This window comes from Paenibacillus sp. FSL R7-277, assembly GCF_000517965.1.
GTDB lineage: Bacteria > Bacillota > Bacilli > Paenibacillales > Paenibacillaceae > Paenibacillus_AQ > Paenibacillus_AQ silagei.
Genome location: NZ_ASPX01000080.1, coordinates 519311 through 539627, shown reverse-complemented (window position 1 = coordinate 539627; position 20317 = coordinate 519311). Strand labels below are relative to the sequence as shown.

21 protein-coding genes are annotated in these 20317 nt (G+C 52.8%); 16 read left to right on the top strand and 5 right to left on the bottom strand.

Going from position 1 to position 20317, the window contains the following annotated elements:
- Positions 1-63 precede the first annotated feature (63 nt).
- The 4 genes from C173_RS24505 to C173_RS24490 all read left to right on the top strand — a co-directional run bounded on the left by C173_RS24505 (position 64) and on the right by C173_RS24490 (position 6415).
- The gene (locus C173_RS24505; protein ID WP_051478343.1) at positions 64-3441 is read left to right on the top strand and encodes a X2-like carbohydrate binding domain-containing protein; all 3378 of its coding nucleotides are present in this window, start codon (positions 64-66) and stop codon (positions 3439-3441) included.
- Positions 3442-3618: 177 nt separating this feature from the next.
- On the top strand, positions 3619-4212 hold the full coding sequence (locus C173_RS24500; protein ID WP_036729604.1) for a sigma-70 family RNA polymerase sigma factor: 594 nt from the start codon (positions 3619-3621) through the stop codon (positions 4210-4212).
- The gene (locus C173_RS24495) at positions 4191-5171 is read left to right on the top strand and encodes a hypothetical protein (protein WP_036729602.1); all 981 of its coding nucleotides are present in this window, start codon (positions 4191-4193) and stop codon (positions 5169-5171) included. Before C173_RS24500 ends, C173_RS24495 begins: the two co-directional genes overlap by 22 nt.
- 635 nt (positions 5172-5806) lie before the next feature.
- A complete protein-coding gene (locus tag C173_RS24490; protein WP_235192001.1) occupies positions 5807-6415 on the top strand; it encodes a hypothetical protein in 609 nt (202 codons plus the stop codon).
- Between the two features lie 76 nt (positions 6416-6491).
- Here the strand turns inward: C173_RS24490 and C173_RS24485 are convergent, their stop codons facing one another.
- The gene (locus C173_RS24485) at positions 6492-7109 is read right to left on the bottom strand and encodes a nitroreductase family protein (protein ID WP_036729596.1); all 618 of its coding nucleotides are present in this window, start codon (positions 7107-7109) and stop codon (positions 6492-6494) included.
- Positions 7110-7432: 323 nt separating this feature from the next.
- Here C173_RS24485 and C173_RS24480 point away from each other — a divergent pair, with 323 nt between their 5' ends.
- The 11 genes from C173_RS24480 to C173_RS24430 all read left to right on the top strand — a co-directional run bounded on the left by C173_RS24480 (position 7433) and on the right by C173_RS24430 (position 17043).
- A complete protein-coding gene (locus C173_RS24480; RefSeq protein ID WP_036729594.1) occupies positions 7433-7870 on the top strand; it encodes a DUF1641 domain-containing protein in 438 nt (145 codons plus the stop codon).
- A 31-nt stretch (positions 7871-7901) separates the two neighbouring features.
- Complete coding sequence (locus C173_RS24475; RefSeq protein ID WP_036729591.1) at positions 7902-9080, top strand: NAD(P)/FAD-dependent oxidoreductase; 1179 nt, start codon at positions 7902-7904, stop codon at positions 9078-9080.
- A gap of 165 nt (positions 9081-9245) precedes the next feature.
- Complete coding sequence (locus C173_RS24470) at positions 9246-9875, top strand: SGNH/GDSL hydrolase family protein (RefSeq protein WP_036729589.1); 630 nt, start codon at positions 9246-9248, stop codon at positions 9873-9875.
- Between the two features lie 96 nt (positions 9876-9971).
- On the top strand, positions 9972-10718 hold the full coding sequence (gene map / locus C173_RS24465) for a type I methionyl aminopeptidase (RefSeq protein ID WP_036729586.1): 747 nt from the start codon (positions 9972-9974) through the stop codon (positions 10716-10718).
- A gap of 153 nt (positions 10719-10871) precedes the next feature.
- A complete protein-coding gene (locus C173_RS24460) occupies positions 10872-11159 on the top strand; it encodes a carboxymuconolactone decarboxylase family protein (protein ID WP_036695137.1) in 288 nt (95 codons plus the stop codon).
- A gap of 107 nt (positions 11160-11266) precedes the next feature.
- Entirely contained in the window at positions 11267-11689 is a 423-nt protein-coding gene (locus C173_RS24455; protein WP_036729584.1) for an Rrf2 family transcriptional regulator, read from the top strand.
- 386 nt (positions 11690-12075) lie between these two features.
- Positions 12076-12624: a GNAT family N-acetyltransferase gene (locus tag C173_RS24450; protein WP_155991629.1), complete on the top strand. Its 549-nt coding sequence runs from the start codon at positions 12076-12078 to the stop codon at positions 12622-12624.
- A gap of 30 nt (positions 12625-12654) precedes the next feature.
- Positions 12655-13050 carry a hypothetical protein gene (locus tag C173_RS33050; protein ID WP_051478341.1) on the top strand — a complete coding sequence of 132 codons (396 nt, stop codon included), beginning with the start codon at positions 12655-12657 and terminating at the stop codon, positions 13048-13050.
- A gap of 30 nt (positions 13051-13080) precedes the next feature.
- Positions 13081-13746, top strand: coding sequence for a DUF4085 family protein (locus tag C173_RS24440; protein ID WP_036729582.1), 666 nt, complete (start codon positions 13081-13083; stop codon positions 13744-13746).
- A 219-nt stretch (positions 13747-13965) separates the two neighbouring features.
- On the top strand, positions 13966-14832 hold the full coding sequence (locus C173_RS24435) for a VOC family protein (protein WP_036729579.1): 867 nt from the start codon (positions 13966-13968) through the stop codon (positions 14830-14832).
- Positions 14833-15012: 180 nt separating this feature from the next.
- Entirely contained in the window at positions 15013-17043 is a 2031-nt protein-coding gene (locus C173_RS24430) for a Na+/H+ antiporter (RefSeq protein WP_036729578.1), read from the top strand.
- 112 nt (positions 17044-17155) lie between these two features.
- On the opposite strand, the gene C173_RS24425 is transcribed toward C173_RS24430, so the two are convergent.
- The 3 genes from C173_RS24425 to C173_RS24415 form a co-directional block, all read right to left on the bottom strand.
- The gene (locus tag C173_RS24425) at positions 17156-17593 is read right to left on the bottom strand and encodes a threonine/serine exporter family protein (protein ID WP_036729575.1); all 438 of its coding nucleotides are present in this window, start codon (positions 17591-17593) and stop codon (positions 17156-17158) included.
- A 27-nt stretch (positions 17594-17620) separates the two neighbouring features.
- A complete protein-coding gene (locus tag C173_RS24420; RefSeq protein WP_081751313.1) occupies positions 17621-18388 on the bottom strand; it encodes a threonine/serine exporter family protein in 768 nt (255 codons plus the stop codon).
- A gap of 99 nt (positions 18389-18487) precedes the next feature.
- Complete coding sequence (locus C173_RS24415; protein WP_036729573.1) at positions 18488-19069, bottom strand: YitT family protein; 582 nt, start codon at positions 19067-19069, stop codon at positions 18488-18490.
- Between the two features lie 116 nt (positions 19070-19185).
- Here C173_RS24415 and C173_RS24410 point away from each other — a divergent pair, with 116 nt between their 5' ends.
- The gene (locus C173_RS24410; protein ID WP_036729570.1) at positions 19186-19401 is read left to right on the top strand and encodes a hypothetical protein; all 216 of its coding nucleotides are present in this window, start codon (positions 19186-19188) and stop codon (positions 19399-19401) included.
- Positions 19402-19413: 12 nt separating this feature from the next.
- On the opposite strand, the gene C173_RS24405 is transcribed toward C173_RS24410, so the two are convergent.
- On the bottom strand, positions 19414-20286 hold the full coding sequence (locus C173_RS24405; protein WP_036729568.1) for a helix-turn-helix transcriptional regulator: 873 nt from the start codon (positions 20284-20286) through the stop codon (positions 19414-19416).
- Positions 20287-20317: the final 31 nt, after the last annotated feature.

The window sequence follows — 20317 nt, the reverse complement described above, 5'->3', positions numbered from 1 at the left end:
GAACGGGCGAAGCCTGCTCTATAATGGAAGCGTTACCAAAGTATGTTTGGGGAGGTTAGGATCATGAGTCGAAAACGTATCCGAAGACTAGGAATACTCGTCCTGCTGACAGCGATGTCAGGCTCTTTGTTTAACGTTGCTCCCGCTGTAACCCATGCCGCAGCCAGTGAAGACTACAGCTGGAACAGTGTGGTTACCGGTGCGGGCGGCGGTTTTGTGCCGGGGATTATTTTCAACCAGACGGAACCGAATCTGATCTATGCACGGACGGATATTGGCGGGGCTTACCGCTGGAACGAGGCGGACGGGAGCTGGATTCCGCTGACGGACAGCGTTGGGTGGGCGGATTGGAACAAGAATGGTGTCGATGCGCTGGCTACCGATCCGGTTGATCCGGACAAGGTGTATATGGCAACCGGGACGTATACGAATTCCTGGGATGGCAATGGCCAAATTATGCGTTCCAGCGACCGTGGGGATACCTGGCAGTCTACGCCGCTTCCGTTCAAGGTTGGAGGCAATATGCCTGGACGTTCAGCCGGGGAACGGCTGGTCATTGACCCGAATAAGAACAGTATCCTGTTCTTCGGGGCGCGGAGCGGGAACGGCCTGTGGAAGAGCGTGGATTCCGGGGTGACCTGGTCCAAGGTTACCTCCTTCACTAATGTAGGGACGTATGTTCAGAATCCGGGGAATGAGTATCAGAGTGATATCGTGGGCTTGTCCTGGATTACTTTTGATAAAAGCACCGGCTCTGCCGGACAAGCTACCCAGACCATCTATGTCGGTGTCGCGGATACCGCCAAAAGTGTGTTCCGCAGCACAGATGGAGGTGCAACCTGGTCAGCGCTGCCCGGTCAACCTGTAGGCCTGCTTCCGCATCATGGTGAACTGTCCGCAACTGGTGATCTGTATATTACTTACAGTGACGGGGTGGGTCCATACGACGGAAGCAAGGGCGAGGTCTGGAAATGGAATACAACCAGCGGCATCTGGAAAAATATCAGCCCTTCCACAGGGGCCGATAACTTCTACGGCTTCGGGGGGCTTGCGTTGGATGCCCAGCATCCGAATACAGTCATGGTTACCAGCTTAAATTCCTGGTGGCCGGACGGGGTCATCTTCCGCAGTAAGGACGGCGGGGAAACCTGGAGCCGGATCTGGGATTGGGGCTTCTATCCGGAGCGCAATTACAAGTTCGAGATGGATATCACGGCGGCACCGTGGTTAAATCTCGGGTTGACCTCAACCTCGCTTGATCCCGCGCCGAAGCTGGGCTGGATGATGGGGGATCTGGAGATTGACCCGTTCAACTCGGACCGGATGATGTATGGCACGGGTGCTACGATCTACGGTACGAATAACCTCGGAGCCTGGGACACCGGCGGCAAGGTTAAGATATCCGTGATGGCCAAAGGGGTAGAAGAGACCGCAGTGCTCGGGCTGATCAGCCCGCCAGCGGGTGCCCACCTGATTACCGCGCTTGGTGATGTGTCCGGCTTCCGGTATGAGGATCTAACAGCGGCACCTGTCAAGTTCCAGACCAGCCCTTCCTGGGCCAGCACGAACAGTATCGATTATGCGGAGCTGGACCCGGCCTATGTTGTCCGTGTCGGCGGTGTGGACAAAGAGAAATATCCGAACGGTAAGTCGATTGGGATCTCGAATGACAACGGCAAGAACTGGTACATGCCGAATGCAGAACCCTCCAAAGGAGGCAGTACCACAGTAGGGCAGGGTCAGGTAGCTGTATCTGCCAGTGGGAATGCGCTTCTGTGGAGCACCTCGGATATCGGGGTCTTTTACTCCAAGTCAGGGGGCAACTCCTGGACGGCGAGCAGCGGAATTCCTGCCGGAGCGAAGATAGCATCCGACCGGGTGAATCCGAATAAATTCTATGGCTTCTATGAGGGCAAGCTCTATGTAAGTACAGATAACGGAGCTACCTTCACAGCTACGGCTGCGACCGGCTTGCCAGCCAATAACGTGAACGGCCTGCAGCCGAACCAGGCGCAAGTGAGCCTGAAAGCCATGCCGGGCGTGGAAGGCGATATCTGGTTTGCCGGAGGACATCCGCAGGATAAGTACGGCATATGGCATTCTACGAACTCCGGGGCAAGCTTCACCAAGCTGAGCAATGTGGAAGAAGCGGACCTGATCGGGTTCGGAAAGGCCGCGCCGGGTGAGAATTATATGGCCCTATATACTGTTGCCCAGATTGACGGAGTAAGAGGAGTGTTCCGCTCGGATGACGCCGGAGCCAGCTGGGTGCGGATTAATGATGATAATCATCAGTATGCCAGAATTAATATGGCGATTACAGGAGATCCGCGCGTCTATGGCCGCGTCTATCTCGGGACCAATGGCCGCGGGACCTTATATGCTGATCCGGTGAACCCTCCGGCAGCAGGCTCCGTCATCACGCCGGTCACGGCCAGCTTCGATAAGAAGGCAGCGAATCAGAACGACATCGAAGTGTCGATGACCTTGAACGGGAATACCCTGGATTCCATTACCAATGGTGCTTCTGCATTATCCGCTGGAACGGATTATACGGTGAGCGGTTCCACAGTGACGATCCATAAGGCTTATCTGGCGGCACAGGCTGTGGGAACAACCACCCTAAGCTTCCATTTCAGTGCCGGAGCTGCGAAGACCTTAACGGTTACGGTGGCGGATACGACAACAACGGCTAATGATTCAACCATCACACCGGTCACGGCCAGCTTCGACAAGAAGGCAGCGAATCAGAACGACATTGAAGTGACGATGACCTTGAACGGAAATACTTTAGCTTCTATTAAAAATGGTTCGGCGGCGTTAACCGCCGGAACGGATTATACGTTAAGCGGATCGGCTGTGACGATCCACAAGGCCTATCTGGCAGCACAGGCTGTGGGAACAACCACCCTGAGCTTCCAGTTCAGTGCCGGCGCACCGCAGAGCCTGGCGGTCACGGTGACAGATACGACTGCACCAGTGGATGGCGGTCTGAAGGTCCAGATGTTCAATAGCAGCACGGCTAATGCTGTCAATGCCTTCAGCCCGCGGATCAAGCTGGTGAATACCGGTACTGCTGCGGTCTCCCTCGCTGATGTGAAGCTCAGATATTATTACACCAGTGATGGCGAGCAGGCCCAGAATTTCTTCTGTGACTGGTCGCAGGTAGGGAGCGCCAATGTGACTGGGACGTTCGTGAAGCTTCCGGCAGCCTTGAGCGGCGCGGATCATTACCTGGAGCTGGGCTTCACAGCAGCAGCAGGCTCGCTTGCTCCGGGAGCCAGCATAGATATTCAGATGCGGGCCTCCAAGGCAGATTGGAGCAATTACTCCCAGACCGGCGATTATTCCTTCAATCCAGCAGGCACAGCTCCTGCGGATTGGGCCAAGCTTCCGGCCTATATCTCCGGCAGTCTGGTATGGGGGAATGAGCCCTTGTAATCTGTAACGCATAGCCAGGGAGGTTCCGGCGGCAGCAAAAGAACCGGTTGCACATGATGAAATTCATGGGCAGCCGGTTTTTGATATGTCAGGATGTAATAAATTGCATATCAAGGGAACCTTCCACCGCCAGCGGACCAATATAGAGTGTAAGCAAGATAGAGAGGGGAGAGGAAGATGACAGAAGAAGAGCTTCGGGAATGTCTGCAAAGGCTGGAACAAGGAGATAAAGAAGCCTTCACCTTACTACATAACACCATTAGGCAGCAGGTGTACGGAACCGTCAGCCTGCTGGTGAACCGGCCGGCTGATGTGGCTGATGTAGTCAATGAAATCTACATCGAGCTATTCCGCTGCTTGCAGCAGTACGATGGCAAACGGCCTTTCGGAGCCTGGCTGAACGGTATGATCGTCAGGCAATGCAGCAACTGGAACCGCAGCAGCTGGCGCAGGCTGCGGCTCATGAACCGCACCCGGGCGCATGCATCTGAGAGTCTGAATCCGGGAGCGGACGCGCAGCTTCTGGTCCAGGAACAGCTGGGAGAGCTGATGCAGCTGGTCAGCGGACTGCCGCCTAAGCTCCGCAGCGTAATTGTCCTGCGTTACTACGGAGAGTGCAGCTATGACGAGATTGCTGCGGCCCTGGGCATCCCGCTGGGAACCGCCAAATCCAGGCACCATAAGGCGCTGCGCAAGCTGCGACAGAATGCGGTATTTACAGCGGACGATGAGATGAAGGGGGAATGGACATGTCTGTCGGAAATCAACTGAAGCAGGAGTTCAACAGGTATAAACAACATACAACGATGCCGGAGCCGCTGGAGCAGCGGTTAGCAGCGAGCTTTGAGCAATTCCAGCAGCCGCAGCAGAGAGGAAATAGGCCCGTGCGCGCGCGCGGGACAGCGAGGATCGCCCTGGTACTCTGCGGACTGATGCTCTTCGGAGGCGTGGTCTATGGTGCGGAGCGGCTATGGCAGGTTACCTATGGTGCAACCAGTTTGGAAGTAGATATTCATGAGGGCGCTAATGAGTCAACAGCTTTTGCCAACCAGACCCGGCGGGTGATTACAGAGATTCAATCTCAGCTTGGAGTGAATGAATCGGCTATGTTGTTAATTGCCAGGCCGAACGGGATGAAGGAGCTCCGTATAATCAACCGTCCGCAGATTTTCACAGATATCGAAAGCTGGAAGAAGGCTACAGAGCCTGTCACAGGTAAGCTGGCCGTGCCGGGCAGAATGCCGGAAGAATACCATTTTGCCGAAGGAAGATCCGACAGTACAGTGGGCATTACAGATAGCTCCTGGGTTAAAAAATACACCAATGTTCTAACCAAGCGGCTGAAGCCCGGTGAGCATTACGCCTGGATCAAGAGCTTCAATGTGCCCAACCAACAGGCCGGGACGGTCAGTCCTGAGCTGGTGTACCAAGGTCCTAAGGGCGAGAATGATTTCATCTCCGTTACCTATTCCCCGCTTACTCCGTGGGCACAGCTAATGTCTGATGTTTGGGCGGATACAAAGGTTGAGCATCTGAAGGTAAAATCTCAGGAAGCCTTGTATGTTGAAAACCGCCAAGCCTATGAGAATAACAGCAACGGCTATTATGCGTACATCCGCTGGATTGAGGTTCGGGAGAACGAGGAGAGAAATATAATGCATGAGGTAGGGACCGGATCGCCTGAAGTCACCAGAGAGATGCTGCTAAAAGTGGCGGAAGGCCTGCGTTAACCTAGAGCGGCGGAAAGACCGTGCAGACACATATAAACCTCTATCGTTGATCAGTACATCAACAATAGAGGTTTATATTGTTACCACTATACCCATGTTAGTCTCAGACTCCTTATCCTATCCTTTGTACTCAGCCGGGTAGAAATGGTCCGAGGTGGCAGTATATTTGCCTATCCTGCACATTCAAACTGCTCAAAACTGATCCGCTAACCACGATAGGATGGATTGTGAAGCCTGTGAGCTTTAAGAAGCTCATACCGTTTCGTGCAGGGACTCACTTCAGGCGGGAATGTCAGGATCAAAGATATAGTCTCAGTCACAAGGAGGAGCGCTGCTTAAGATTAGCTGCCGGAGATTATGTCCTGGCTTACGTTCTTCCTGCAGTGTCTGTTTCCTTGAGCTGATACCTGAATTATACCGTCCGTGCGGGGAATAGTAAAAAGCCAAAATTTTTAAATTTGCACTCCCAGTTTGGAAAAAGGTATTGTAAGCGCTATTATTCTGCGTTTTCCTTAGAATCTGCCGAATTCAAATCCCGCTGCCTTTGCTGTATAATGAAAAGGATGGTTTCAATGCTGCGTAGACTCCGGCAGCTTTGCCTGGAGGGAAAGGAAACGGAAATGAGCTTGTATGCAATGAAGCTTGAGGAACTCGGCAGCGGGCTGCTGAAGTCCTTTTTGGAGGATAATTATATATGTGCAGGCTATCCCGGTACGGGAGATCTGGAGAAGCATAGCAGAGAAGAGATCATCAGCAAGCTGGCTGCCGCCGGCTATCACGGGCAGGAGCTGGAGGGTGCAACCCATACTCTGGATATCTTCATTAATGCGATGCAGGATGGGGATTATGTGCTGATCGCCGATGAAGAATGGGTGTATCTCGGGGACCTTGGCGATTACTTCTATGATACCCGGCACAGCGGCGCAGAGGATAGTACAGCCCACCGGCGTGGTGTCACCTGGCTGAAGAGTCTGCCACTCGCTGCGGTTAATCCGGCTGTAACAGGGCTGCTTGCCTCTGACAGCAGAATAACTGCCTATTCAGGAGTGCTGCCCGCAGCCCGAATCGATCTGTGGCTGGGGAATCAGGCAGGGGATGGCGGGAATGCCGCCGGTGCCTGTCCGGTTCAGGTGGATGAAGCTACAGTAGCGCAGGCGCTGGCTGTCCTGAAGGCAGCCTTGAACAGTACGGATGTAGAGCGGCAGGAGCGTGCGGCTGTGGCGATTTTGCAGTATGCGCGGTGAGTATGGATTGAGAATACGGCAGGATGATATACAAAAAAAGGGGTCTTTCGGTGTAGTAGCCGGAAGACCCTTTTTATTAGATGAATTCAACAAACTCATTGACCGGCTTACGATAGCCACGCGGTCTGATCTTATGCTGGTTATCCTTGCCGATCGTAATCAGCATCACCGGAACCATATGGTCGCCGAGACCGAGGGTAGCCTTCACAGCCTCCGGATCAAAGCCGATCATCGGGCAGGTATCCCAGCCCTTATCTTTGGCAATCAGCATGAACTGCATCGCTGACAGAGAAGCATTGCGGATCGCTTCATCCCGCTGGAACGCATCATTCCCGGTATAAGCATCGTTGATAGATTGAATGGTTTGCTCGTATGCATCCTCGCTCATCGCTCCCAGCAGCTTAAGCCCGCTATAGATTTCAGGAGCCTGCAGATAGGCATTTTTGTCACCCAGCACCACAATAACAGCAGAAGCAGTGTGAATCTTGTATTGGCCATACGCGTCCTTGCGGATGGCTTCCTTTACGTTGTCATCGCTGATCACCTTGTAATGGGTGTGTTGAAGATTATAAGCCGAGGGAGCCAGACGTGCCAGGGAGAACATCTCTTCGAGCTCACTCTGCGGAATGGTAACACCTTCCACGAAATTATTAGCCGATCTGCGGGACTGCACCAATTCGGAAAAAGTACTCATAAGTCATTACCTCCATCTAATATGTATGCTGCTTAGTAATAATCAATTGCTGATATTAATTAATAAACTTACATTTAGTTACTTGCTTAAGATATCACGACTCTCTGTATACGTCAATGAGGAAAAACATAATAATTTGTAAATTTAACCTGATTAAACGGCTAAGTTCGGCAAAACCGACGAGGAAGTGATAATAATCACAAAAATAGGTTGCAAAGGCAAAAAGATTGTGACAATAATAACAAATAGAGTGTTATAATAGTCACATAGTTTCACCTGGATGTCATTGTGCAAGAATACGATTTGTAAAAGGAGACTTCGATATGTCAGAAACCGTTACCCAAACCCTGCCTGAACAAGAAATACCAGAAGCAGCTCTTCCCAGAGAGGATGTGCTGAAAGAGCTTTTGAAGCCGGAGGTGCAGCAATCTCTGATTCTTTTGGTAGAGCAGCTGCCGCAGATCACACAAATGGTCAGTGTATTGTCCAAATCACTAGATTTTGTGCAGTCGGTTGCCACGGATGAAGTACTTAAGAATGATACAGTCGGTGCGATTAAGGAAATGGCGGGTCCTGTGGTGGGCACTGCCAAGAATCTGGCGGCTACTGTTATTGAAGCGAAAGACCGCGCGGAAGCAAGCAGCGAAACAGTCAGCCTGTTCGGCATGATGAAGATGATCAAGGACCCGCAGGTACAGAAGGCTCTCCGGTTCATGAATGCCTATCTGCAGGTCAGCGGTGAACGTCAATCGGGCAAATAAGCCCGTAATACTTAATGATGGAGGAATTATCATGTCAAAGCATATAGTGATTCTAGGTGCAGGCTACGGCGGCCTGCTTAGTGCCTTAACCATTCGTAAATATATGAGCAAAGCGGAAGCCAAAATAACAGTAGTCAATCAGTATCCGACACATCAGATTATTACGGAATTGCACCGGCTTGCAGCGGGCAGTGCGTCTGAACAGGCGGTTGCCATGCCGCTGGCGAAGCTGTTCGCCGGTAAAGATATTGATCTGAAAATCGCCAAGGTCAATTCGTTCTCCCCGGAGAACAAGCAGGTTATTCTCTCGGACGGCGTTATGCTGACCTATGATGCTCTCGTTGTCGGTCTGGGCAGCACCACCGCATACTTTGGTATTCCGGGACTTGAAGAATACAGCATGGTGCTGAAATCAGCAGCAGATGCGCTGCGGATCCGCCGTCATATTGAAGACCGGATTCGTGACTACTCCAAAACCCGCAACGCAGCAGATGCAACGATTCTGATCGGCGGCGGCGGACTGACTGGCGTAGAGCTGGTAGGCGAAATTGCCGATATTCTGCCTAAGCTGACGAAGCAATATGGAGTGAATCCTGCTGAGATCAAGCTTCTGCTCGTTGAAGCGGGTCCGAAGATTCTCCCTGTCCTGCCGGATCATCTGATTGAGCGCGCTACAGCCAGCCTGGAGAAGCGCGGGGTGCAATTCCTGCCGGGTCTTCCGGTTACGAAGGTGGCCGATAATAAGATTGATCTCAAGGATGGGCAGCAGATTGTGGCGAACACCTTCGTCTGGACCGGCGGGGTACAGGGCAATCCGCTGGTTGGCGAATCCGGTCTTGAAGTCAACCGCGGCCGGGCCACGGTGAATGAGTTCCTGCAGTCCACTTCACACCCTAATGTATTTGTAGCCGGAGACAGCGCTGTTGTCTTTGCACCGGATGGCCGTCCTTATCCGCCAACGGCACAGATCGCCTGGCAGATGGGTGAGCTGATTGGCTACAATCTGTTCGCTTATCTTAATGATAAACCGCAGGAAGCCTTCAGCCCGGTCAATTCCGGCACACTCGCCAGTCTCGGACGCAAAGACGGGGTAGCCATTGTCGGCGGTAACTCCACTCCGCTGAAGGGGCTGCCAGCCACTCTAATGAAGGAAGCCAGCAATATCCGTTACTTGACTCATATCCATGGCTTGTTCAGCTTGGCCTATTAAATTTCTATCCTAAGATCCCCCTGGGACTGTCATATGACAGCCTGAGGGGGTTTTCTGTTTAAATAGAAGGAATAATTTTCAATGAAAACGTGTCCGCAGGAAAGCCGATTTGCTATAATGATCATGTTTACATACTATAGATGTTTTCATAGGAGGATTTCAGGCATGCCATTTCAAAAGAACGATATCATCCTGTTTCAGGGGGATAGTATCACGGATTGTGGACGCAATTACGCCGATGCCTCATCACTGGGTGTTGGTTACGCGCTGATGGCGGGCGCCCGGCTTGGCCTTCAGTATGCGGAGAAGAATCTTACGTTCCTGAACCGCGGAATCAGCGGCAACCGGGCGGTCGATCTGCAGGAGCGCTGGGAGAGGGATTGTCTTGCGCTGAAGCCAACCTGGGTGTCTATCTATATTGGCATAAATGATACCTGGCGGTGGTATGATTCCGGGCAGGAGACTACAGCGGCTGAATTTGAGACGTCCTACCGTGATCTGATTGAACGGACCAAGCAGCATCTGGATGCAAAGCTGGTGCTGGTGGAGCCGTTCGTATTGCCGGTGCCGGAAGACCGCAAGGGCTGGCGTCAGGATCTGGACCCCAAAATCCACGTAGTCCGTGAGCTGGCCCGTGAATACGGCGCTGTACTCGTGCCGCTGGATGGCCTGTTCGCAGCGGCATCCGTCAAGGCTGAACCTGCCTACTGGGCGGCGGATGGCGTACACCCTTCGCCTGCCGGACATGCCTTAATCGCCGATGCCTGGATGAAGGCTGTAGGTGCAATAAGCTAAGAAGTACGTTGATTTCACTCTGCGTAACAAGGCTGTTATACTTGTAGGATACATACTCAAGGTGAAGCTTTGATAACGAGAGGAATGTGAGCAGGGATGACGAGCGATACGCTCCAGGATATGCAAGGACTGAAAGCGGCGGGTGCAGTGGTAGGCCACACCATCGCCGAGATGAAGAAAAGTGTGGTTCCCGGAATGACGACTGCGGAGCTGGATGAAGTGGGGGCGAAGATTCTCAACCATTTTGGCGCAAAATCTGCTCCAAAGGTAACCTACAACTTCCCCGGAACGACCTGTATCAGTGTGAATGAAGAGGTAGCGCATGGAATTCCGGGACAACGTGTCATTCAGGCTGGAGATCTGATCAATATTGATGTCTCCGCCGAGCTGAACGGTTATTTTGGCGATGCCGGGGTATCGTTTCAATTGCCTCCTTATAATGAGAAGCTGATTCACCTCTGCCGGAGTACGGAAGAGACCATGATGAGCGTGATTAATCATCTCCGGGCGGGCATGAAGGTGAACGAGATCGGCCGGGTTATGGAGTCCGAAGCGCGGAAGCGCGGCTATAAAGTCGTGCGTAACCTGTGCAGCCACGGCATTGGCAAAGCGTTGCATGAGAAGCCGTTTGAGATTCTGCCCTTCTATAATCCGCGTGTAACGACGGTGCTGAAAGAAGGCCAGGTCATTACCATCGAACCGTTTCTGTCCACAGGCACTGATTTCGTAGAGCAGCAGCCGGATGGCTGGACACTCAGCGTTGCCGACAACAGCCGCGTGGCCCAGTTTGAGCACACAATTGTGGTCACCAAGGGCAAGCCGATTATTTTGACTAGTGCTTGAAGATATATAGGAATATTTAACAGTTGTAATGTATGCATTATGCAAGAAACCCTCATACTAAAGATGATGTTATGATATGGAATGCAAGAATCTGTTTCCAGAATCGGAGGGTTAATTAAAGTGGATAATGTACCGCAAGTCAGTCATGCCTTTATGACATTTATGAAGGAAGCGCCGGAGCAGCAAAAGGCCCTTGGCGAAATTGTGAAGAAGCTGGATGCCGCAAGCAGCCTGGATGCCAAAACCGAGGAGATTGCCTATATCTCTGTACTCGCGGCGGTTAGGCTGGAGAGCGGGCTCCCCTTTCATGTTAAGCATGCCAAAGCACTAGGCGCAACCCGTGATGAAATCATCAGCGCAGTGCTGCTGCCCCTTCCGGCAGTGGGTAATGTGGTGATTCAAGCTCTGCCGGTGGCATTGCAGGCGTATGACAGTGAATAGTGTTCTGTTGTCTGCACACTCCTCATGGGATTGACAATTGTCCTAAATGTAACTATTATAGTTGCATCTGGCGGAAGCATTCCGGCCAGTGTGAAGGAGTGATTGTTATGAACATTAGCACGCGATTTGCGGTGGCTATTCATATTCTAACCTTAATCGACAGCAACAAAGACGGCAAAAGCACCTCCGAGTGGATCGCCGGCAGCGTGAATACGAACCCCGTAGTGATTCGCCGCCTTACGGGTATGCTGAATAAGGCAGGACTTGTGGAGGTTCGTCCCGGTGTGGCCGGAGCGAAGCTTGCCCGCAGTGCAGCTGATATTACGCTGCTGCAGATTTATAAGGCGGTGAATGCGGTGGAAGAGGACTCCCTGTTCTCTGTCCATGAGCATCCGAACCCGGAGTGTCCGGTAGGCAAGAACATTGCAGGCGCTATTGTTCCAGTATTCTCTCTTGCACAGAAGGCGATGGAGAATGTGCTGCAGGAGGTCACCCTGGATCAGATCGTACATCAGCTTCCTGTGGCTTGAGACAGGATCTGATGTACGTAAATTTAAGGAAACCTTCAGCCCCGTTTTATGTTTTTTTAAGGTTCCGGGAGTATAGTGAAGTTCTCCACCCCCCAGTGGAACCATTTGTGGAAGACCCCGCCGTGCCTCGGCAGGGTCTTTCTTTGATCCTTGCGGAATTCTGTCTATTTTCATTAAACCTTTATGTGTTTTTCATCTGGGCTTAAGCTTCGCTCAGTATAGTAGACCCATGACCCCCTTACAATAGACTTTTGGCCCTGTCGGTTACCGGCGGGGCCACTTTTTTTGATGAGCAGCTGCTTGGTGCTGACTTTACACTGCGATTTCTATCGTTTAGACTGACACATATGTGACAGGACTATAGGAATATAAGGAGTGATCTCATAATGATTCTTTTTCAGAACGGGGACCTCAGTGTCCGCAGGCTGGAACAGGAGGATGCACCGCTGCTCGTACGATGGCTCTCGGACCCGGCAGTGCTGGAGTATTATGAAGGCCGGGACTGTCCGCATGATCTGGAACGGGTACAGACGAATTTTTATGAAAGTGAAGAAGAGGGATTATACCGTGGGATCGTGCAGTTCATGGGTCAGGATATAGGTTATATCCAGTTCTATCCTGTTGGCAGGGAAGAGCTGACGGAGTACGGCTACGCAGATTATACGGGAAAGGTCTACGGAATGGATCAGTTCATTGGTGAGCCGCAGCTATGGAGCCAGGGGATAGGTTCGCTACTGGTAGGTGGGATGGTGAAGCATCTGCTCGAAGCAGAGCAGGCAGACCTCATTGTCATGGACCCGCAGTGCTGGAATCACAGGGCACTCAGAGTCTATGAGAAAATCGGATTTGTACGCAGCAAGCTTTTACCGGAGCATGAACTGCATGAAGGGGAGTGGAGGGACTGTTGGCTCCTTACTTATACTCCTGCACATTGATTCAAGCATACATATAAGGAGATTTTGCCCATGAAGAACAATTATACCATCCTGGGAGCTGCTCTGATTCTGGGCCTGTGTCTGGTTGCCGGCAGCTTCGTAATCGGAGATCGGATTAGAGCGGGCTACGAGATGCAACTGCTGACACCTGCCGGTGCGCAGACGGAACGCCAAGCTGAGGACCATCCGTTGATGACACTTGCAGAGACTGCGCAGTTCCTGCGCCTGAGCGAAGATCAGGTGAAGAATATTTTGAAGGCGGAGAATGCAATGTTGCGTAATGACGGACCCTTCGGGGGGACGAAGCTCCCGTATCTCAAAGTAGATAGCGAGTTCCTGTTCAGCAAGCAGCAAGTGACGGTCTGGATTGTGGCGGCTTCGCAGGAGCACCGGGTATATCTGGGGGAGAAGCTGGCCGGGAATTAAGGATCGCTACAGAGTGGAGGAAGCTTCAGAATGAAATTTTTTACTATACCCTGGTATGAAGAAATGCAGGTGCGCGGGTTCATGGTCTTCCCGGAGACGGAGCAGGACTGGCTGGAGGATGTGGCCTGGCATGTGGCAGAGGGGATCAGCTATGAGGAGCGGGCCAAGGATTTTGTGGAATATATGAAAAAAGATCTGCTGAAATATCTACCCGGGTACTTCCACGCTTCGATACATGACGGAACGATAAATTCCACTTATCCTGCGCCTGAGTTCAAGCAACGGGCCTTGCAGTGGGGCAGGGAATATGATGAACGGGTGCAGGCGATCTTCAGAGAATACCGCAAAGGGTACGAAGCCATTAAGCATGAACTCCCGGAGAGCGCCGTACAGTTAGTCGAGAAGAGTCTGCATGACGCCAGAGTAATCTCCTATACTATGGCTACAGAAGGTGTGCTGGAGATGATTCTGGACTGCAGCGGGGCGATGCATTATCAGTGTGAGATTAAGCTGACATTCAGCGGTGTGAGCGTACTAAGCTTACCGGAACCGCTTGAAAAGAAATATTGGCTGTATGACGAGATCTATGCCGTGGATCAGGGGTTCGAGCTTCGGGTTCTGATGGATTCCCCGCCAAGTGAACTAAGAATTACTGCACAGGATGTATCAATAGAGATCCTTGGTGAATCTCAATAACGAAATGACTGCTTCGGAGTCTGGCCTGTCGGCTGGGCTTTTTTGTTGGACATGATGTGTATTGTAAAAGTAATTGACAAACATATAGATCGCAACTATACTTAAGTAAGTTAATGTGTAACGGAAATTGAAATTGCCTTTGCATGGACAGGATAGGAACAGTTAACACTAACCGTTATTATGTGGATTTGGAATATATTCATTTCAGGAGGGATTCCTATGACAGCAACAGCTATATTACCGCAACAACTGGAAATTGGACTTGTACAGATCCGTGTAAGTCATTTGGAGCGCTCGCTCAGCTTTTATCAGAATGTAATCGGACTGAAGATTCTGCGGCAGCAAGGGCGCGTGGTAGAGCTGACAGCGGACGGCCAGCAGGTGCTGCTGGTTCTGCGGGAGATTGAGCAGGCTCAGGTGCTGCGCCGGAACTCGGTGGCCGGACTGTACCATTTTGCGATTCTGCTGCCGGATCGGCCTTCTCTGGGACTGGTGCTGCGCAATCTGATCGATTCCGGGATATCGGTGGGCCAGGGGGATCATCTGGTGAGCGAAGCTCTATACATCGAAGACCCTGATCATAACGGAATCGAGCTGTACCGCGACCGGCCCCGTGACACCTGGAAGTATGAAGCAACAGGCAATGTGGTCATGACCACCGATCCGGTGGATGTGGACGGTCTGCTGGCTGCATCGGAGGGCCTGAGCTGGACCGGGCTGCCTGCGGGCACTGTAATGGGTCATGTTCACTTCCATGTGGGCGATCTGGCAGAGGCCAAGAAATTCTACGTGGATGCGCTTGGATTCACGGTGACCGCCCATTACGGCGATGCGGCCATGTTCATTTCGGCTGGAGGCTATCATCATCATATGGGACTGAATACCTGGGCTGGCAAGGGGGCTCCGGCGGCTCCGGCGAATGCGGCGGGCATCGATTATTTTACACTGCTGCTCCCGAACATTCAGGATGTGCATGAAGCCGCTGAACGTGTGAAGCGTGCCGGATACCGTGTGGAAGAAGAGGGCGGTATCATCACTCTAAGGGACCCGTGGAATATAGGCATACAGCTGCTAGTGAAACGCTAAAATAACAGGGCGGACAGCATCGCGTTACTATTTACTGCTAGACCAGCGGCGGAAGCCGTGAATGATAAGGCAACGGAAGGTACGGGCGGAGATTGTAATTTCCGCTGTGCCTTCCGTTTGTTGACGTTGGCCGGGTCACTGCAATATTATAATTGATTATCAGACGGGGAGATGATGGACTTGGAGACTTTTCTGGCTGTGCTGTTGATGCTTGGATTAATCGCCGTATCGAATATATTGAACCGCTTCATTCCGTTTGTCCCGGTTCCCCTGATTCAGATCGGACTAGGAATCATTGCTGCACTAATTCCGACGGGAATACATATGCACTTCGAGCCTGAGCTGTTTTTTGTACTATTCATTGCTCCGCTGCTCTTCAATGACGGGCGGCGGACGCCGCGCGGTGAGCTGTGGAACCTTAGGGCACCGATTCTGCTGCTGGCGCTGGGACTTGTATTTGTCACGGTATTTGTGGCGGGCTATGCGATTAACTGGATGATTCCCTCGATTCCGCTGGCAGCTTCCTTCGCACTGGCGGCTATTCTGTCTCCTACGGATGCGGTAGCGGTAAGCGCGCTGGCTGGACGGGTTCATCTTCCCAAAAGCATCCACCGGATTCTCGAAGGAGAATCGCTGATGAACGATGCCTCCGGCCTGGTCGCCTTTAAATTTGCGATTGCAGCCATGGTTACCGGCGTGTTCTCTCTGCCTAAGGCCTCGTTTAGCTTTGTGCTGATTGCCGCAGGAGGACTGCTGCTTGGTGCAGTGCTGTCATTCCTGCTGATCCGGCTCAGCGTGTTCATCCGCAGGTTCGGTATGGAGGATGTGACCATCCATGTGCTGTTGCAGATCCTTACGCCGTTCATTATTTATCTGATCAGCGAGGAGATCGGGGTCTCGGGCATTCTGGCCGTTGTGGCAGGAGGTGTCATGTACGCCATTGAGAAGGACCGGGCCGTCTCTCCGCAATATAAGCTTCAGCTTGTATCTGCCAGTACCTGGTCAGTGCTGCTGCTGGTGCTGAACGGGCTGGTCTTCCTGATTCTCGGTGTGTCCGTTCCGGATGTGATCGAGGTGATTTACCGGGATCAGACGCTGAATAACTTCATGGTTGCCGGCTATGTTCTGGCGATCACGGCGCTGCTGATTGTGCTGCGTTTTCTGTGGGTCTATGGTTACTCCTTATGGGAGAGCAAGCGGCTGAAGGCAGAGAAGGCCCCGCTGAAGTCACAGATTATTACCTCGATCTCAGGGGTGAGGGGGGCTGTAACCCTTGCAGGTGCCTTCTCCATTCCGCTGGTGCTTGGGGACGGGGTGACACCTTTTCCGGAGCGGGATCTCATTATTGCGCTGGCGGCAGGTGTGATTCTGATGTCGCTGGTCATCGCCAGCATCTTCCTTCCGCTGCTTGCGGACAGTGAAGAGACCGTAGTTCAGAGCGCCGGAGCTGTATACGGGAATACGGAGCTGGCGGCCAGAAATGTGGTCATTGATGCCGGGATGTCGATGCTGCGCAGCCTGGTCTCTGAGAGCCCGGAGCGTTCAACACAGCCTGTGCTGCTGGAATTTACAGATAAGGTTGATAGACTATGTGCTGCAAGACCGGATCATGACCCGGCCCATGAGCAGTTCCTCCGTCTGGGTGTCGAGGCACGCAAGAGTGCGCTCGAAGCCGAACGCACGGAGTTACGGCGGATCATGGACAACGGGGCGCTGCCGGAGCCTGTTGCCGTGAAGATGGAGGAACTGCTGGATCATACGGAGTCTCTGCTGTGCAAACGGCTGAATACGCAGATTAAATTCTCTTTAACAGAAATTCATCGGCTGTTCTCTGGACTGTTCTCAGGTAAGCTCAGCGGGGAAGAAGGACAGCTCGCCCTGCAGAATGCCGAAAGTGCGCGGACGGCAAAGATTGCGATGTGCCAGGCGGCAGTATCCGCCGTTAGCGCAGGAATGAGTGATGAGAACCGGCTCGCCTCACAGAAGGTCATCGACAAGTACGAACGGCTGGAATCCAGGCTGGTGCAGGGGGAAGGCTGGAGCAATGACGGCGTACTGGATGATGACAAGCTGGAGCTGAAGCTGCAGGCGATTCAGGAGCAACGGAATACCGTACAGGAGATGTATCAGAACGGGGCAATTAATCTTAAGATTGCCGGCAGGCTGCGGCGGTTCGTCGACCAGCTCGAAACCTCAATCTGGGAGGATTAGACCGTTAGAACGCCGGTGTTGCAATATATTTTACCTGATACAATATACAAAGCCCGCTTGCGCAGGGACTCGGGGTCCTTGCTGCAAGCGGGCTTGTCTGTGGAATGGAGCGTTACGGTTGTTTGGGCAATTTCTTGATACGCAAAAACATCTGTCCGAGCACCTCGCTTAGCACCAGACCAGCCGCAATGGCTCCGGACAGCAGGAGCGCCTGAACCCCATACTGGATGCCGAGGTTATTATCATTCTCCACGAACCTCCGCATGGCATCATACGCAAGACCGCCCGGCACAAGCGGGATGATGCCGCCGACACTGAAGATAATGACCGGCATCTTGAAGGAACGCGCAAAAAACTGGCTGATCAGTCCGATCACAACGGTAGCACCAAAGGTTGCGACGACAGTATCGGAACTGTAATCCAGCAGCAGGTACAGCATCCAGCCGATCATTCCGGCGAAGCCGCATTGCAGCAGCGCGCGCACCGGTGCGTTGAATAAAATGCAGAAGGTTGAGGCAGCGATGAAACTGGTGATCAATTGCAAAATCATGGCAGGACGACCTCTTTCAAGTGGGTGTTAAAAAATGGACAGGACCAGCCCGATGCCAGTTCCGATGGCGAACGCAGTCAGAAAGGCGTCGGCCCCTTTGGAGATGCCGGATACCAGATGCCCGGCCATCAGGTCACGGACCGCATTGGTGATGAGCAGCCCCGGTACGAGCGGCATTACACAGCCGATAATAATCTTGTCCATCTCCCGTCCCACACCGAGCTTGACGGAGAAGAAGGCCAGCAGACCGATAATGAAGGAAGCAATGAATTCCGCGAAGAAGCGAAACTGCACCAGACGGTGAAGATAAGTGGCCGCTGCGAAGCCTGTACCGGAGATCAGCAGCGACGGCAGAGCATCCTGCAGGCTGCCCTTGAACATGACCGTGAAGCAGGCTCCGGTCAAGGCTGCCGCTGCGATCTGTACCCATACCGGGTAAGCATGCGCCGCATCATCGACCACGCCGAGACGCTCCCGCGCTTCTGCGGCTGTCAGCTGGCGTTCGGTCAGCCGCCTGGAGATGTCATTGACCTCGGATACCTTTTGCAGGTCTGTCGTCCGTTCGGCGATCCGGAACAGCTTCACCGGCTCGGTCCGGCTGGTGGTGAACATAATGACCGTCGGCGTGACATAGCTATGCGCACCGGGGAAGCCTAGTGCCGCAGCCATCCGGCTCATGGTATCCTCCACACGGTATGTCTCTGCACCGCTCTGCAGCATGATCTTGCCTGCCAGCAGGCACAGATCGACAATGTCATGTATGGAAGTGTTGCTATTCGTGCTTGTACTATCCAACTTCGCTGATCCTCCCCGGGAATGTTATCTATTCGATTGTCGCCTGAAAGTCTGAAAATTTCAACCTTTATTCCATAGCATCCGGCAAATTCCGGGTTTTTACTCTTCCAGCGTGCATAATCCCGTAGCGACCCCTCCTGAAACAATCGTCAGAATCGAATGGAAAAAGGTCTCCTTGGAGATCAGAATTCCGCCAGCGCCGATGATCAGGAAATCCGTCAGGAAGATAATCAGGCCGACATTCAGCGGCAGGTAGCGTTGGATGAATCTGGCCAGCAGGTCGGTTCCGCCTGTACTGGCTTTGAACCGCAGCATCAGCCCGAGTCCGGTGCCCATCAGGAAGCCGCCGATAATGGCGCTTGAGATGGAGCCCAGCTCAATATAGTACAGGAAGTAATACTGAAGCGGAAAGAGCAGCTCGATCAGCAGGGAGGAAGCCAGCAGACCCAGAATGCTGTTGTAGAAGATCTCCCGTTGCCGGAACCAGGCCAGCAGGAAGATAGGCAGACTGCATAGCATAATGCACAGTCCGATTTTGGTGCCGGAGATATAATTAATAATGAGGGCAATGCCGATAATTCCTCCATCGAGGATTTTATAGGGGACTAGGAAGAAATTCGTTCCTATTGCAATCAGCAGGCTGGCCAGCAGAATAATAATATAGCTTGGGAAGGATCGCATAGTCAACATCTCCGGAATTGAGGCATGTCTTAATCTTTATGCGCCCATTTGGAAAAAAATAGCTAAAAATTCTGCGCCGCCCGAATCAATTGACCATAAAGCAGGTGAAGTCTGAAATGGGTTATTTCTATAAAATACTGGAGACCGATATGGAGCTGCTGGCTGCTGCACTATCGGAGGTGCCGGTGGCAGTGTTGCTGAAGAGCGGACCGGAGCAGCAGCTGGAAGCGGGCCCGATCAGAGCCTACACGCCCCAGTCCGTACGGATTCGCGGGTTATCCTACTGCCGGGAATTGCACGAGTTCCGTATCCTTGCCCCGGGTTCCGCCTAAGTGCATTCATGCTCAGCGGGAATATCGCTTGCGGAAGCGCAGCGGAGAGATTCCGACCTTGCGGCTGAAGCGCCGGGAGAAGTAAGCTGTACTCTCGAAGCCGGTGCGCTCTGCGATTGCCGCGATCGGGATCTCTGTCTTAAGCAACAGAAGCTTGGCCTGCTCCAGCCGGTAATCGGTCAGGTACTCCATGGGCGTAAGCCCGTAGACACGCTTCATGCAGCGGGCCAGGTAATTGTAGTGAAAATGCAGGGCATCCGCCAGAGAGGTATTCGTGACTTCTTCCATATAATGATTCCGCAGATAGGCCTCCGCCTGCTCGGCAATCTCGTCTGCCTGGCTTCCGGCCGTATCTTGCCGGGCCAGATCCATCGTCCGCAGCATCTCCTCGAAGATACGCTGCTGCTGCCACACGGCGCTTGAGCGCCTGCTATGGTTCAGCTGCAGCAACTGCCCTGCCTGGCCGCTCCGTGCGAAGGGGGCAGGTAGCGGTCCGAACTGGGGAATACGGATGGTATAAGGGTGGGTAAGAAACTGCCGGAAATGCGTTTCCCGGTCGGCATATACCGGCTCACCCGCTGATTCCGTCCATTCTCCCACCGTGTGAAAATGAACCCAAGTGAAGACCGTCTCCGCATCACACGGCTGCACTGAATAATGGTAGCGGTCAGGCAGCAGCAGCAGGGTATGCCCGGCGCCCACTGCCCATTCTGTATGCTCCTCTCCAATGTGCAGGCATCCCTGCTCCACGATGATCAGATCGAATTTGCCCATACGGCTGCGGTTCGGATGCTGGTCTCCGGGCGAATAGACGGTACGGCCGCATTCCAGGAAATAGGGGAAGGGCGGTGCGGCCAGATGAATATAGGAAGAATTAAGTGTCATTAGCAGCTCCTTGGGAAGGCATGTGTCCTGA